Source organism: Pseudooceanicola nanhaiensis DSM 18065, assembly GCF_000688295.1.
GTDB lineage: Bacteria > Pseudomonadota > Alphaproteobacteria > Rhodobacterales > Rhodobacteraceae > Pseudooceanicola > Pseudooceanicola nanhaiensis.
Window position 1 is genome coordinate 107176 of record NZ_JHZF01000018.1, and the last position, 14440, is coordinate 121615.

The following is a 14440-nucleotide window of genomic DNA, read 5'->3' on the forward strand; positions in this document are numbered from 1 at the left end:
GTGCATCGACATATAGGATCATATCATGTCAAAATCGCACCTCACAGAATTTGGGATATTCCTGCTCCGTATAGCACTCGGTATCATGTTCCTGGCGCACAGCCTGTTTCTCAAGCTCTTCATTTTCACACTTCCCGGAACGGCGCAGTTCTTCATTTCGATCGGGCTGCCCGGCTGGTTTGCTTATATGGTCTTTGCAGTCGAGGCGATTGCCGGTGCCTTTTTGGTCCTCGGCATACAGGCGCGGTGGGTCGCGTCGGCGACCGTGCCCATCCTGGCCGGAGCGACCTGGGCTCACTCCGGAAACGGCTGGATGTTCGGATACGAGAACGGCGGGTGGGAATACCCGGCCTATCTGACGCTGCTTGCCATCGTGCAAGGGCTTCTGGGCGACGGCCGTTTCGCCCTCAGCCCTTCCTTCGCGCCCGGTAACGTGCAGATGGAGGGAGAGACAACATGAGCCTCCACCTCATTAGCCATGCGCTCTGCCCATATGTGCAGCGCGCGGCGATCTCGCTCACTGAGAAAGGTGTCACGTTCGAGAGAACTGACATCGATCTTTCGAACAAGCCCGACTGGTTTCTTGCCATATCTCCGCTGGGCAAGACGCCTGTCCTGGTTGTGGACGGGACGCCGATTTTCGAATCTGCGGTTATCCTCGAATATCTTGAGGATACACAACCCCACGCGCTTCATCCGCACGACGCTCTCGATCGCGCCCGCCACCGTGCCTGGATTGAATTTGGATCTGCTGTCTTGAACGACATTGCGGGGTTCTACTCGGCGCCGAACGAGAAAGCGTTGGAAGAAAAAGTGGCGGCGCTCCGCGCAAAGTTCCTTCGGCTGGACGCGGAGCTTGGGGAGGGACCATGGTTCGATGGCCACCGGTTCAGCCTCGTCGATATCGTATTCGGCCCGGTCTTCCGCTATTTCGACGTTTTTGACACCATCGGAGAGTTTGGCGTCTTCACAGGGCTTGCCCGTGTAAGGGCCTGGCGACATGAACTGGAGCGTCGGGTTTCTGTGAAGAATGCCGTCAGTGAAGATTACCCGACCCTTCTGCGTGACTTCATCAGACGGCGCAATTCTTACCTGTCCCAGATCATGCAGACAGGAGGGCCGAAGAAGACAGTTACACAGGTGCGATCGGCTGACCGCTGATCACTTGATATCGTTTTGTCGGGCCGCAGTACAGAACCGGACGTTTGAGGTCGCTTGGCGAATGTCCGCTTTGTCCCGCACATCGGATAGTCGCCGACTTTCCCTTGAAGGCCCGCAGCAGCCCCAACCGGCAATTGCCGGCAGTCCATGCCCGTCCGTGCGATGCGCAGGGTTACTGCTGCCCCCACAGCGAAACCGGGAACAAACCACCGATCGCATTGATGAATGGCTCAGGGATCTACGAATCCTCCTGAGCTCAAACACCCGGAAAACCCTAGCCGTGTAGTCCGACAGAGGGCTGCGCTTCAATCGCGGGTCAATCTATCCCAGATGGTGGATCACTTTCAGGGGGTTACTCCAAAGGGCGGGGATAAGAAACTCGTGGCAACGAGGATAAGAACGCTTTTATCGCTATTGGGGCGAACTGGCGTGGCTGGCTGACGATCGGGTCAGAGCGAAAATTAATCTGCGAGCCGGGCTTCGAGGATATGCCGCTGGATCTTGCCGCTGGTCGATCTGGGAAAATCCTCGAACGCGATGAAGCGAATTTCGCGTGGTCGCTTATAGCCAGCGAGGCTTTCGCGGCACAAGTTCAGCAGCGCCTCGGCATCCGGCCCGTCATCGTCACAGGCGACAAAGGCCACCGGGCTTTCCCCCCATTTCGCGTCGAAGGCCCTTACCACGGCGGCATCGATCACATCGGGATGAGAAAGAAGCACACGTTCGATTTCCGCCGGATAGACGTTTTCACCTCCGGTCTTGATCAGGTATTTCGCCCGATCCACAAAGTCGACGGTGCCGTCCGCATTGCGCCGGAACAGATCGCCCATGTGGAAAAAGCCGTTGCGAAAGTCACGGGCATTGGTGTCGTCGGCGTTCCAGTACCCGGAAAACAGCGTCGGACCCCGAAGCGCCATTTCGCCCGGCGTTCCATCGGGGACTTCGCGGTCGTCGGGATCGACCAGCCGCACCTCGCAAAAGGCGCTGATGCGCTTGGACAGCCGGTCCGGGGTCACACCCGGCGCGATCAGATCGGCGGTTCCCGGCGGCAGGCCGGTTTCGGTCGCCCCGAAGGAATTCAGATAGGGCGTGTCCAGAAGACCGGTCAGTTCCGCGATCTGATGCGGCGGCACCAGATCAGCCATTGCGCCGCAAACCTTGATCCCCTTCAGCGGCAAAGGGTTGGCGTGCCGTTCGTTAATAAAAGCCTCCAGTGCCCCGGGCATCATCACGAACCAGCCGATCCTGTGGCGTGACAGCGCCTCGTTGATGACGGCGGGCTGCAGCCCGTCCACCATCACCACGGTCCCACCCCGCAGGATCGTTGCCAGCGCATGATCGGTGGAGGCCATGTGGAACATCGGCGCCCAGGCGATGAACCCGTCGCCGGGATCCAGCGCCAGCTGGGCCGCAAAAACCATGGATCGGGCGATATGCGCGCGGTGGCTGATATGCGCCCCCTTGGGCAGGCCCGTGGTCCCCGAGGTATAGAGGATCGTCAGACCGGCCTCGGGGTCGTCAACCATGGTTCCGGTGCGCGGGTCCGGCTCGACCCCGGCAATGGCCGTTTCCAGGTCTGGCCCGACGGTTAGACAGGGTGTCGACGCGACGGCGCGGTAAGCTTCTGAAAGTTCCGGTTCGACAACCGCGAGAACCGGCTCGACCAGATCGATGCAGTGCCGCAGTTCATCGGGGGCAAGCCGCCAGTTCAGACAGGCGACGATCGCGCCGATTCCCGCTGCTGCAAGTTCGACCTCCAGGTATTCTGAGCGGTTATGCGACAGGATCGCGATCCTGTCTCCGGGCGCCACGCCTCGTGCCAGAAAGACAGCCGCCAGACGATCGACCCGCTCCAGCAGTTCTGCATAGGTCAGTTTCCTGCTGCCGTCCTCGATGGCGAGGGCGCGGGCGCAGTCATGTGCGCGGGTTCGAAAGATCGAATACAGATCAGCGCGCCCCGCGCGGATGACGCCGGTCAGCATAGTTTCCCCCTTGCCCGAGCCTCGGTTCAGAGATCCTGCGCCAGGCGCACGCCCTCATCAATGGCGCGCAGCGCATCCAGTTCGGCGGCCTCCTTTGCCCCGCCGATCATCGTAACCAGGACGCCGCGCGCTACAACCTCTTTGGCCAGGGCCCGTTCCGGTTCCTGACCGGTGCACAGCACAATTGTATCGGCTGCGATGACCGTCGGGTTTCCGTCCGCGACGATGTGCAGCCCCGCATCGTCGATATGTTCATAGGTCACCCCGCCCATTGCCTCGACCCCATGTTTGCGCAGCGCGTTGCGCAGGATCCACCCTGTCGAAACACCAAGCCCCGCGCCCGGTTTAGCGGTCTTGCGCTGCAGCATGACGACCTTGCGGCGCGACGGCTTCGGTGCCAGAGGGTCGCCCGCCAGGGCACCCGAGGAGACAAATTCGGGGTCCACTCCCCAGGTTTCGCAAAAGACGTCGGAATTCGCGGTCTCGGCGGGTTTGGTCACTAGGAACTCGGCCACATCATGACCGATGCCCCCCGCCCCCATCACCACGACACGGTCGCCCGCCTCGCGGTCACCGGACAGAATTTCGGCGTAGGTCGCGACGCTGGGATGGTCGATACCCGGCAGGTCGGGAATGCGCGGCGTGACCCCGGTGGCGATGACCACATGGTCAAATCCCTCAAGATCGCTCGCCTCTGCCCGCTGTCCCAGACGCTGCGTGACCCCGTGTTTCTGCATCTGACCGGCATAATACCGCAGGGTTTCGTCGAATTCGTCCTTGCCTGGTGCGGCGCGGGCCAGATTCAGCTGACCGCCCAATTTGTCCTGCGCTTCGAACAGGGTGACATCGTGGCCCAGCCGTGCCGCCTCGGCGGCTGTGGCCATGCCCGCGGCACCACCGCCAACGACGGCCACTTTCTTTGGCGTGTCGGTTGGCGTATCCCGGAATTCCGTTTCACGCCCGGCCCTTGGATTGACCAGACATCCGACCGGCCGGTCCGAAAAAATGAAATCCAGGCAGGCCTGGTTGCAGGCAATGCAGGTGTTGATCTCGTCTGCGCGGCCCTCGCGCGTCTTTTTCACGAAATGCGGATCGGCCAGAAACGGGCGCGCCATCGAGATCATGTCCGCATCGCCAGAGGCAAGTATGTCTTCTGCAAGCTGGGGTGTGTTGATCCGGTTCGAGGCGACTACCGGGATCGACACCGCCGCTTTGACGTTGGCTGCCGCCTTGCGCCAGGCACCGCGCGGCACCGGGTAGGCGATCGTCGGCACGCGGGCCTCATGCCAGCCGATGCCGGTGTTCAGGATATCCGCACCCGCAGCCTCGATCTTGCGGGCCAGTGCGGCAATTTCATCGGCGGGCGCGCCGCCCTCGACCAGATCGGCCGCCGAAATCCGGTAGATGACCAGAAAGTCGGGGCCGCAACGTTCGCGCACCGCGCGCACGATATCGACCGGGAATCGGTGGCGGTTCGCGGCGCTGCCGCCCCAGTCGTCTTGGCGCTTGTTGGTGTGGGTGACGGTGAATTCGTTGATCAGGTATCCCTCGGACCCCATGATCTCGACGCCATCAAAGCCTGCGGCCAGCGCATTGGCGGCCGCCACGGCAAAATCCTCGATGGTACGGAGAATGTCGGCTTCGGTCATTTCACGCGGGATGAAACGGTTGATCGGGGCGCGGATCGGCGACGGGGCCACACACCCTTCGATCTTGGCATAGCGCCCGGCGTGGAGGAGTTGCGCGCAGATCAGGCTGCCTTCGGCCTGCACCGCCTCGCAGATCGGGCGCAGGTCAAGCGCTTCTTCCGGGTCATCGATTCTCGGACCTTCTGGATCGAATATGCCCTCGGCATTGGGCGAAAACCCGCCGGTGACCAGAATCGCCGCCTCCCCCCGCGCCCGCTCAGAGTAAAAAGCGACCTGTTTGGCTATGCCGTCAGGCTCGGTTTCCAACCGCGTGTGCATCGACCCCATGATGACACGATTTCGCAATGTATGCTGGCCTGCGCGGATGGGCGAGAGCATGGTTTCAAAGCTTCCATCTGGTCTATTTTTCACTTTGGTTCTCCTCCTCAAAACTGCACTTGATATACATTCTAACATTTGTTAGATTTTTGGAAAGAAGATTTTCGCTCACGAGGAGGAGCACCGATGCAATTCCAGCCTACAGACGATCAGAAGGCGTTTCGCGAGACCGCAAAGCGCTTCGCAACTGAAAGGCTTTCGCCCACATATCAAGAACGCGCCAGCGGCCATACATTCGACCGTGCGCTGATCAAGGAGATGGGCGCACTGGGGCTGATCGGGGCCGATCTGCCCGAGGAATTCGGGGGTCTCGGCGAAAGCTCTGTCACGTCAGGGCTGATCGTCGAAGAGATCGCCTATGCCGATTTCAACGCAAGTTACGTGCAGCTTCTGGGCTCTCTCATGGGCGGAATGGTTGCCAAACATGCCTCCAAGGACATCGCGTCGGAATGGGTGCCCAAGGTTGTTTCGGGTGATGCGGTCATTGGCCTGGGCCTGACAGAGCCGCGCGGCGGTTCGGATGCGGCGAACCTGATTCTGAGGGCCGAGAAATCCGGCAACGGCTGGCGGCTGAACGGTGAAAAGACATCCATGAGTTTTGCCAGTCAGGCGGATGCGGCGGTCGTCTTTGCCCGTACCGGCGATCCTGACGGCGGCTCACGCGGGGTCAGCGCCTTTTTCGTCGATCTGAACCAGGAAGGCATCAAGCGCACCCATTTTGACGACATCGGCACCAAGCCTGTCGGGCGCGGCTCGGTTTTCTTTGACGATGTTTTCGTGCCGGCTGAAAACATGATGGCGGAACAGGACCGTGCCTTTGGCACGATCATGGCGGGCTTCGACTATTCCCGCGCACTGATCGGGCTGGAGTGCCTGGGGGCCGCGCAAGCGTCGGTGGATGAAACCTGGGCCTACGTTCAGGAGCGCGAGGCATTCGGAGCCCCGATCGTGCAGTATCAGGGTGTCAGCTTTCCCTTGGCCGAGGCCGAGACCCAACTGACCATGATGCGCCAGCTTTGCTATTACACGCTGGACCTGCGCGACCGTGGCCTGCCCCACACCTCTCAGGCCGCCATGTGCAAATGGTACCTGCCCAAAACCGCCTGCGAGATCCTGCACCAGTGCCTGATCCTGCACGGACATTACGGCTACACCACCGACCTGCCCCACCACCAGCGCTACAACGATGTGCTCGGCTTGCAGATCGGTGACGGCACCGCGCAGATCCAGAAGCTGGTGATCGCCCGCGAGAAGGTCGGTCGCATGGCGCTGCAGTATGACAAGAAGGCGAAGGGAGCCTCGAAATGAGCGACCCCATCCTCGTCACTTCCGAGGGCAACACCGGCATCATCGAACTGGCCCGCCCCGAGAAATTCAATTGCCTGTCACTTGAGGTGCATGAGCGTATTTCTGTCGCGCGTGCGGAATTCGAGGCGAACCCCGCTATTCGGGCGATCCTCATCCGGGCGCAGGGCAAGCACTTTTGCACCGGTGCCGATCTGGTGGAAGTGAAAGGTAAATTGAACGATCCCGCCGCGCTGGACCATTTCATCGCCTTTGGCATGAAAAACCTGCGTGCGCTCGAAACCTCCTCCCTCCCTGTCGTAGTCGCAGTGCAGGGGTTGTGTCTGGCCGGCGGGATCGAACTGATGCTGGCCTGCGACGTGTGCTTTGCGGCCGAAAGCGCCCAGTTTGGCGATCAGCATGCGCAATTCGGGCTGATTCCCGGTTGGGGTGGCTCGCAGCGGCTGACGCGGTTGATGGGGCAGCGCCGGGCGCTCGACCTGATGTTCTCGGCCCGCTGGCTCAAGTCGGACGAGGCCAAAGAGGCCGGCCTGGTCAACTACATCGTGCCGGATGCGGACCTGCACAAGATCTCGCTGGAATACTGCCAGAAGATCGCCACCCGCTCGCGTCCCGGCATCGCCGAGATGAAGCGGTTGGCGCGCGAAGGTGCGGACCTTGGTATCGACCAGCAGATGCGGCTTGAGCGCGATGCCGCGGTGCGTGCACTGCCCAGCGATGACGTGGCCGAGGGCCTCGACGCATTCGAGAACCGGCGCGCCCCCGAATTCAAGGCCTGAGGACGAAACATGGATTTCATTTTGAACGACGAACAACGCCAGATTTACGAGTATGGCGGCCAGCTGGCGCAGAAATACGACAATGCGTATTGGCTGGACCACGCGCGCAGGCATGAGTTCCCGCACGAGATGTTCAAGCAGATTGCCGATGACGGTTTCCTGGGCATCATGGTGCCCGAGGAATTCGGCGGCGCGGGCCTTGGTATGACTGAAATGGCCCTGTTCATGGAGGGCACCGCCAATCACGGCATTCCGCTTTTGATGATGGTGGTCGGGCCGACCATGTCGCTGGCCCATATCGCCAGCCACGGGAGCGAGTTCCACAAGAAAGAACTGCTGCCGGCCGCCTGCCGCGGTGATATCCAGTTCTGTTTCGCGATCACCGAACCGGGGGCCGGGTCGAACACGATGAAGGCCACTACGCTGGCCAAGCGTCGAGGCAACCGGTTCAGCCTGTCGGGCGAAAAGACCTTCATCACCGGGGCCGAAGTGGCCGACTACTGCCTCGTGGTGGCGCGGACCAAACCGCATACCGAGGTCAGCCGCAAGACCGACGGCTTTACCCTGTTCGCCGTGGATCTGAAGAAAAAAGGCGTCCACAAGCAGCGGGTGAAGATCTCGATCCCCCTGCCCGAGGAGCAGTGGACACTGTTCTTCGACGATGTGGATCTCGGCCCCGAGGATGTGGTCGGCGAGGTGGACGAAGGGTTCTCGATCCTGTTCGACAGCCTCAACCCCGAGCGTATTATCCTGGCCGCCTTGTGCTGCGGCATCGGCCGGTTCGCCCTGAACAAGGGCGTGGCCTATGCCTCCGAGCGCAATGTGTTCGGCCAACCCATCGGTGCGCACCAGGGCGTGCAGCATCCGATGGCCAAGGCGCATACGGCAGTCGAAATGGCCAGTCTGATGACCCGGCGCGCGGCATGGGAGTTCGACAACAAGCTGCCTGCCGGTGCGTCGTCGAACATGGCGAAATATGCCGCCGCCGAAGCCGGGATCGAAGCGGTCGACGCGGCGCTTCAGGCGCATGGTGGATCGGGCTTTACCGAAGATACGGGACTTTACGAAATGTACCCGCTGGTCCGCCTGCTGCGCACAGCGCCGGTGAACCGCGAACTGTGCCTGAGCTTTATCGGCGAAAAGGTCATGGGCCTGCCACGATCCTATTGATCGCCACGGCTAGGAACGGAGAACGACATGCAATTTGGAATGCGCTTCCGGCGGGAAGATGCCGCCGACAAGGTAAATGATCGCTTCTGGCACGCGATCGAGGGCACGCCGCTCGACGAGGTGCGCCGTATTCAGGAAGAGCGACTGCGCGATCAGATGGCCTATCTCAAGGCAAACTCGACTTTCTATCAGGAGAAGTTCGCGAAAGCCGGTGTGGAATTCGACGATATCCGCACCATCGAAGACCTGCAGAAACTGCCCTATACCTACAAGACCGAGATCCGCGAAAGCCTGGCCGCCGATCCGCCGTTCGGCAAACACCGCGCCGCGCCCATGTACGAGATCATCCAAATGCAGGCATCGTCGGGCACGACCGGCAGCCCCTCATATGTGGCCCTGACCGAATCCGACGCCGAAATGTGGCACGAGATGACGGCACGCTGTTTCTTTGCCAATGGCGTGCGGCCGGGCGACATGGTGCTGCACGCGTTTTCGCTCGCCAAGGGCTTTGTCGGCGGCATCCCCGTGATGCAGGGATTGCAGTACATGGGCACGATCGATGTCCCGGTGGGCGCCGATGGCGGTGCGGAACGGCTGCTGCGCGCCTGCGCCGACACCCGCACGCGTTGCGTGGTCGGCGCCCCGAACTTTGTGCTGCACCTGGCCGAAAAGGCTCCCGAGGTACTTGGCTGCAAGGCCAGCGAACTGGGTATCGAGCGCGTGATCGTCGGCGGCGAACCCGGCGGCGGCATTCCCGCAATTCGGGCAAAGATCGAAAAGGCCTGGGGTGCGAAATGCACCGAGATGCTGGGCGGCACCGATCTGGGCGTGACATACTGGGCCGAGTGCGACGCCCAGTCGGGTATGCACATGGTCAACATGGATTATGTCCTGACCGAGCTGCTCGACCCGGAGAGCGGCAGGATCATTCCCTGGAAAAAAGGCGCAGAAGGCGAGATGGTCTATACCGCGCTCGGCCGCCAGGCGAGCCCGCTCGTGCGGTTCCGGTCAGGCGATTATATCGAAGTGATCGATACCGAATGCTCCTGCGGCCGCACCGGACCGAAGATCCGCTGCACCGGCCGCACCGACGACATGCTGATCGTGCGCGGGGCCAATGTCTTCCCGTCGGCGATCAACAGCATCGTTACCGAAATGGTGCCGGACACCAACGGCGTCATGCGCATCGTGGCCGATTTCGAGGGCCATACCACGCAGGGCGCGCTGACGGTGATTGTCGAACGGGGCCCCGATCGCGATCCGGCCGATGACGTCACCCTCAAAAAGAAAATTGAGCAGCGGCTTCGCGACTCCTTGGTCTTCAAGGCCGACGTTCACCTGGTTGCGGCCGACACTTTCGAAAAACCTGGCGCCGCTAAGGTCGCCTTCGTTCTCAGGAAATATCCAGACCTGCCATGACTAGAATGAAATCCCTTCTCGACAGCGGGTCGGACGACTTCCGCGCCAACGACGTGTCTTACCGCGAAAAGGTCGATGAACTACATGCCCTCCGGCTCTTACAGCGCGTCGGCGGCCCCGAAATGGCGCGCAAACGTCATGTGGACAAAGGCAAAATCCTGCCGCGCGAACGGATCGAACGGCTGATCGACCCGGGCACACCATTTCTGGAACTCGGCGAGTTGGCCGGACTGAATATGCACAAGGGAGTTCCACCCGGCGCCGGCATCATTACCGGTATTGGCGTGATCGAAGGCCGTCAGTGCATGATCATCGCCAATGATGCCACCGTAAAGGGCGGCACCTATTTCGGGATCACCTGCCGCAAACACGTCCGGGCACAGAAAATTGCCTGGAAAAACCGCCTGCCCGTCATCACCCTCGTGGACTCCGGCGGTGCCTTCCTGCCCGACCAGGCCAACCTTTTCCCCGACGAAGGCCAGTTCGGCTCCATCTTTCACCAACAGATCGGCATGTCTGGCGATGGTGTGCCGCAAATCGCCGTGGTCATGGGGCCCTGCACCGCGGGTGGTGCCTATATCCCCGCGCTCTGTGACGAAGTGGTGATCGTGCGCGGTCAGGGCTTTATGTATCTGGGCGGACCGGAATTGACCTTTGCCGCAACCGGCGAAAAGGTCGAAGCCGAAGAACTGGGTGGCGGCAAGATGCATTCGTCCGTTTCCGGTGTGACCGACCATTTGGCCGAAGATGACGCCCACGCTCTGGCCATCACGCGCGAAATTGTCAGCCATCTTGGCGAAAAACCCCAACCCCGCAAGACGCCCGAAACGCCCCGTGCGCCCGCCTACCCGGTCGAAGAGATTTATGGGCTCATCAGCCGCGACCCCAAGGTGCCGACCGACAACCGCGAAATCGTGGCTCGGTTGGTCGATGAGAGCGATTTTCACGAATTCAAGCCGCTTTATGGCGACACGATCATGACCGGCTGGGGGCGCATCCACGGCCACGAGGTCGGGATCATCGCCAATACAGGCGTGCTTTTCGTCGAAGCCGCGCTGAAGGCGACGCATTTCATCAATCTCTGCGTCCAGCGTGATATTCCGCTGCTGTTCCTGGCCGATGTGAACGGCTTCATGGTGGGCCGCGAGGTCGAGCAGATGGGCATTGCCAAGGCTGGCGCCAAGATGATCACGGCCATGTCTTCGGCCCGGGTGCCGAAATTCACAATCATCACCGGTGGCTCTTACGGGGCCGGATACCTGGCGATGCTGGGCCGCCCGTTCCAGCCGGACGCAATGTTCGCCTGGCCGACGGGACGGTCGGCAATCATGGGGCCGGAACAGGCCGCCAGCGTGCTGGCTCAGGTCCGCGCGCAGATCAACGAACGCGAAGGCAAAAGCTGGACCCCCGAGGAGGAGGAAGCCTTCAAGGCACCGATCCGCAAGGAATACGAAGATTTTCAGGGAGCCTATAATTTTGCTTCCAACCTTTGGATCGACAGCGTGATCGAGCCCTGTGAGACCCGTGACGTCATGGCGCTGATGCTGGATGTGACATCGCGCAGACCCAAGGTCGATACCAACTTCGGCGTGTTCAGGATGTGAGGAGCGAACCGTGAAAATCAAAACGCTTCTGATCGCCAACCGCGGCGAAATTGCCTGCCGGATCGCGCGCACCGCGCGGGCCAGCGGTATCACCCCTGTCGGCGTGCATTCGCAGGCCGATGCCAATGCCCTGCATGTCCGCGAGATCGGCAAATCTGTCTGTATCGGTGCCGGGCCTGCATCCGAGAGCTATCTGAAAATCGACGCGGTGATTGCCGCTGCGCAATCAGTGGGCGCGGATGCGATCCATCCCGGTTATGGCTTTCTGGCCGAAAACCCGGATTTTGCTCGTTCGGTCGAAGCCGCCGGCATGATCTTCATGGGGCCGACGCCGGAAACGCTTGAACGTTTCGGCGACAAGGCCAGCGCCAAAGAGGCCGCCGTGGCGGCCAGCGTCCCGGTGATTTCGGGCGCCGAAGGTGCGCGGTCCGATCCCGAGCAGATTGCCGAGGAGGTGCGCCAAATGGGCCTGCCGGTGCTGCTCAAGGCGGTCGGCGGCGGTGGTGGGCGCGGACAACGGCTCGTCACTGACGAGACCACGCTGGTCGAGGACATCGAAGGCGCGCTGCGCGAAGCAAAATCCACCTTCGGCTCCGAAGGGCTGCTGTTGGAGCGTTTCCTGCCCGAGGCGCGCCATGTTGAAGTGCAGATCGCAGGTGACGGCAAGGGCCATGTGGTGCATCTGTTCGAACGCGATTGCACGCTTCAGCGCCGCCACCAGAAGGTCATCGAGGAAGCCCCGGCCTGGGGTCTGCCCCGAACGCTTCTGGACGACATCGCACACGACGCGGTGCGCTTGGGCGAAACGCTGGACTATCGCGGGCTGGGCACGGTCGAATTTCTGGTCGCGGGTGGCGAGTATTTCTTCCTTGAGGTGAACCCGCGCATTCAGGTGGAACATCCCGTCACCGAAGCGATCACCGGGCTGGACCTTGTCGCGCTTCACCTGCGGATTGCCGAAGGCGCGGGCCTTGGACTGGTGCAGGACGATCTGACGATCAACGGCCACGCGGTCGAGGCGCGGCTTTACGCCGAAGATCCGGCGATGCAATTCGCCCCGTCGACGGGCACGCTCTCCACGCTCAGCCTGCCATCGGGCCTGCGCGTCGACAGCGGCGTCGAAGAAGGCGATGCCGTCACGCCCTACTACGACCCGATGATCGCCAAGCTGATCGTGCACGCGCCCGACCGGGAAACCGCATTGGCACGTCTGGCCACGGCGCTTGATCATGTCGCGGTCGAAGGTGTCGAGACCAATCGCGCCTTTCTAACGGCGCTGGCGCGAAACCATGAATTCGAACGGATGCAGGTGCATACCCGCTGGATCGACGGCAGGCTGGATGAGCTGACACAGGCACCCGGCCTGACCCGCCCAGATCTGTGGAAGGCGACCGCTGCCATTCTCTTCGTGACCCAGTCGCGCAGCGACACAGACGCCAATCCCTGGACCAACCGTGATGCCTTTACCGGCTGGCGGCTTGGACTGGGCGGCGATGCGATTGAAGCGGGGCAGCGCGTGACGCTTACCGATTCTGACGAGGTATCCGAAGAACTGCGCGTCAGTCCAGTCAAACCGGGTGCCAAGTACACCATCCATTCGGAGAAAGGCGAGGCGCTGATACTGTCGGCACGTGAACTGACCCCGGGCCGTTGGCGTGTCGGCGAAGGCGACACCGTCCATCTGATCGACGCGCGCCTGCACGCGGGCGTGATCGAACTGGATACGCCCGAAGGCCGCCTGGTCTTTCGGCCCGCCGCGCCCCTTGCCTTTGCCGGCGGCGATGCCGCGGCGGATCGCGCCGTGACCTCTCCGCTGACCGGCATGATTGTCGAAATCAAGGTCTCCGATGGTCAGAGCGTGGCCGAAGGCGACGTGGTCGCGGTCATGGAATCCATGAAACTCGAAATCTCGATCCGGGCGGCCGCGGCCGGGATCGCCAGCAATATATCCGTCTCGAATGGGGACATGGTCGATCGCGGCCAGGTCATCGCCGAGATCCTGCCATCCGAGGAGTGATGAAATGAGCGACTTTCCCAAATTCGTAGAATTTCGTGAAGAAGGCCCGCGTGAGGGTTTTCAGATCGAAAAGAAGATTTACCCGATCGAAGAGCGGATCGAACTGATCGACATGCTCAGCGAAACCGGCTTGAAACGCATTCAGGTCGGCAGCTTTGTCAGCCCGAAATACGTTCCTCAGATGGCGGACACCGGCGAGTTGTTCCAGCGTATCAAGCGCAAACCGGGCGTGAACTACACATCGCTGTGGCTGAACGACAAAGGGTTTCGCAAGGCCCTGACCGCGCATGAGGTCGATATCGACCCGCGTCTGCTGTTCTATCCTTCCGAAGCATTCGCCCAATCGAACAACAATTGTTCCTCGGCCGAGATGCGGGAAAAACAACGTGACTGGGTCCGTCTTTACAAGGAAGAGGGATATACCGTCGACGCGGCCTATGTGATGACCGCTTTCGGCTGCAACCTCGAGGGCCCCATCCCCCAAGAACGCATCTTGGACGATTTCCGCTTTATCCTTCAGCTATGCGAAGAAGAGAACATCCCCGTGCCGATCCTCGTGGTCGCCGACACCATGGGTTGGGGAAACCCCGAGGCGGTCAAACGGATGATCGGCGCCCTGCGCGAATTGGCGCCCGAGGCGCGCATCGGTATGCACATCCATGACACACGTGGGCTGGGGATCGCCAACGTTTATGCGGCCCTGTCGATGGGCGTGGACATGTTCGAAAGCTCCGTCGCCGGTCTTGGCGGCTGTCCTTTCGCGGGCCACGGCCACGCGCGCGCCGCAGGAAATGTCTGCACCGAGGATGCAGTGTTCCTGTGTCACGAGCTCGGCATCGAAACCGGCATTGATCTGGACAAGCTGATCGCAGCGGCGGTCAAAGCAGAAGAGATCATCGGTGTGCCGCTCATGGGCCGGGTCATGCACACCGGCGGGTTGGACAAATACCGCAAGTCACTCTGAGGGAGCAAGAAG

The 14440-nt window shown here is 61.4% G+C and carries 11 protein-coding genes; 9 read left to right on the top strand and 2 right to left on the bottom strand.

Going from position 1 to position 14440, the window contains the following annotated elements:
* Positions 1-25 precede the first annotated feature (25 nt).
* Both Q344_RS0121340 and Q344_RS0121345 read left to right on the top strand, forming a co-directional pair.
* Complete coding sequence (locus Q344_RS0121340) at positions 26-460, top strand: DoxX family protein (RefSeq protein ID WP_028288569.1); 435 nt, start codon at positions 26-28, stop codon at positions 458-460.
* The gene (locus tag Q344_RS0121345) at positions 457-1161 is read left to right on the top strand and encodes a glutathione S-transferase family protein (protein WP_028288570.1); all 705 of its coding nucleotides are present in this window, start codon (positions 457-459) and stop codon (positions 1159-1161) included. Before Q344_RS0121340 ends, Q344_RS0121345 begins: the two co-directional genes overlap by 4 nt.
* A gap of 461 nt (positions 1162-1622) precedes the next feature.
* Here the strand turns inward: Q344_RS0121345 and Q344_RS0121350 are convergent, their stop codons facing one another.
* Both Q344_RS0121350 and Q344_RS0121355 read right to left on the bottom strand, forming a co-directional pair.
* A complete protein-coding gene (locus Q344_RS0121350) occupies positions 1623-3143 on the bottom strand; it encodes a class I adenylate-forming enzyme family protein (RefSeq protein WP_028288571.1) in 1521 nt (506 codons plus the stop codon).
* Between the two features lie 26 nt (positions 3144-3169).
* Positions 3170-5170, bottom strand: a complete 2001-nt coding sequence (locus Q344_RS0121355; protein WP_036540255.1) for an NADPH-dependent 2,4-dienoyl-CoA reductase — start codon at positions 5168-5170, stop codon at positions 3170-3172.
* A 126-nt stretch (positions 5171-5296) separates the two neighbouring features.
* On the opposite strand from Q344_RS0121355, the gene Q344_RS0121360 reads away from it, so the two are divergent.
* The 7 genes from Q344_RS0121360 to Q344_RS0121390 are packed head-to-tail and all read left to right on the top strand — an operon-like array spanning position 5297 to position 14428.
* Complete coding sequence (locus tag Q344_RS0121360) at positions 5297-6478, top strand: acyl-CoA dehydrogenase family protein (protein WP_028288573.1); 1182 nt, start codon at positions 5297-5299, stop codon at positions 6476-6478.
* Entirely contained in the window at positions 6475-7254 is a 780-nt protein-coding gene (locus Q344_RS0121365) for an enoyl-CoA hydratase/isomerase family protein (protein ID WP_028288574.1), read from the top strand. Before Q344_RS0121360 ends, Q344_RS0121365 begins: the two co-directional genes overlap by 4 nt.
* 9 nt (positions 7255-7263) lie before the next feature.
* Positions 7264-8424 (top strand): acyl-CoA dehydrogenase family protein, encoded by a 1161-nt coding sequence (locus Q344_RS0121370; RefSeq protein ID WP_028288575.1) that lies wholly within the window; start codon positions 7264-7266, stop codon positions 8422-8424.
* Between the two features lie 27 nt (positions 8425-8451).
* Positions 8452-9843, top strand: coding sequence for a phenylacetate--CoA ligase family protein (locus Q344_RS0121375; RefSeq protein ID WP_028288576.1), 1392 nt, complete (start codon positions 8452-8454; stop codon positions 9841-9843).
* The gene (locus tag Q344_RS0121380) at positions 9840-11447 is read left to right on the top strand and encodes an acyl-CoA carboxylase subunit beta (protein ID WP_028288577.1); all 1608 of its coding nucleotides are present in this window, start codon (positions 9840-9842) and stop codon (positions 11445-11447) included. The genes Q344_RS0121375 and Q344_RS0121380 overlap by 4 nt, the downstream gene beginning before the upstream one ends.
* Before the next feature lie 10 nt (positions 11448-11457).
* On the top strand, positions 11458-13464 hold the full coding sequence (locus tag Q344_RS0121385; protein ID WP_028288578.1) for an acetyl/propionyl/methylcrotonyl-CoA carboxylase subunit alpha: 2007 nt from the start codon (positions 11458-11460) through the stop codon (positions 13462-13464).
* Between the two features lie 4 nt (positions 13465-13468).
* Complete coding sequence (locus Q344_RS0121390) at positions 13469-14428, top strand: hydroxymethylglutaryl-CoA lyase (protein WP_028288579.1); 960 nt, start codon at positions 13469-13471, stop codon at positions 14426-14428.
* The last annotated feature ends 12 nt before the right edge of the window (positions 14429-14440 follow it).

Excerpts from the sequence above, each read along its gene's own strand:
- Q344_RS0121340 (WP_028288569.1), top strand. The coding sequence starts at position 26 with ATGTCAAAATCGCACCTCACAGAATTTGGGATATTCCTGCTCCGTATA.
- Q344_RS0121345 (WP_028288570.1), top strand. The coding sequence starts at position 457 with ATGAGCCTCCACCTCATTAGCCATGCGCTCTGCCCATATGTGCAGCGC.
- Q344_RS0121350 (WP_028288571.1), bottom strand. The coding sequence starts at position 3,143 with ATGCTGACCGGCGTCATCCGCGCGGGGCGCGCTGATCTGTATTCGATC.
- Q344_RS0121355 (WP_036540255.1), bottom strand. The coding sequence starts at position 5,170 with ATGCTCTCGCCCATCCGCGCAGGCCAGCATACATTGCGAAATCGTGTC.
- Q344_RS0121360 (WP_028288573.1), top strand. The coding sequence starts at position 5,297 with ATGCAATTCCAGCCTACAGACGATCAGAAGGCGTTTCGCGAGACCGCA.
- Q344_RS0121365 (WP_028288574.1), top strand. The coding sequence starts at position 6,475 with ATGAGCGACCCCATCCTCGTCACTTCCGAGGGCAACACCGGCATCATC.
- Q344_RS0121370 (WP_028288575.1), top strand. The coding sequence starts at position 7,264 with ATGGATTTCATTTTGAACGACGAACAACGCCAGATTTACGAGTATGGC.
- Q344_RS0121375 (WP_028288576.1), top strand. The coding sequence starts at position 8,452 with ATGCAATTTGGAATGCGCTTCCGGCGGGAAGATGCCGCCGACAAGGTA.
- Q344_RS0121380 (WP_028288577.1), top strand. The coding sequence starts at position 9,840 with ATGACTAGAATGAAATCCCTTCTCGACAGCGGGTCGGACGACTTCCGC.
- Q344_RS0121390 (WP_028288579.1), top strand. The coding sequence starts at position 13,469 with ATGAGCGACTTTCCCAAATTCGTAGAATTTCGTGAAGAAGGCCCGCGT.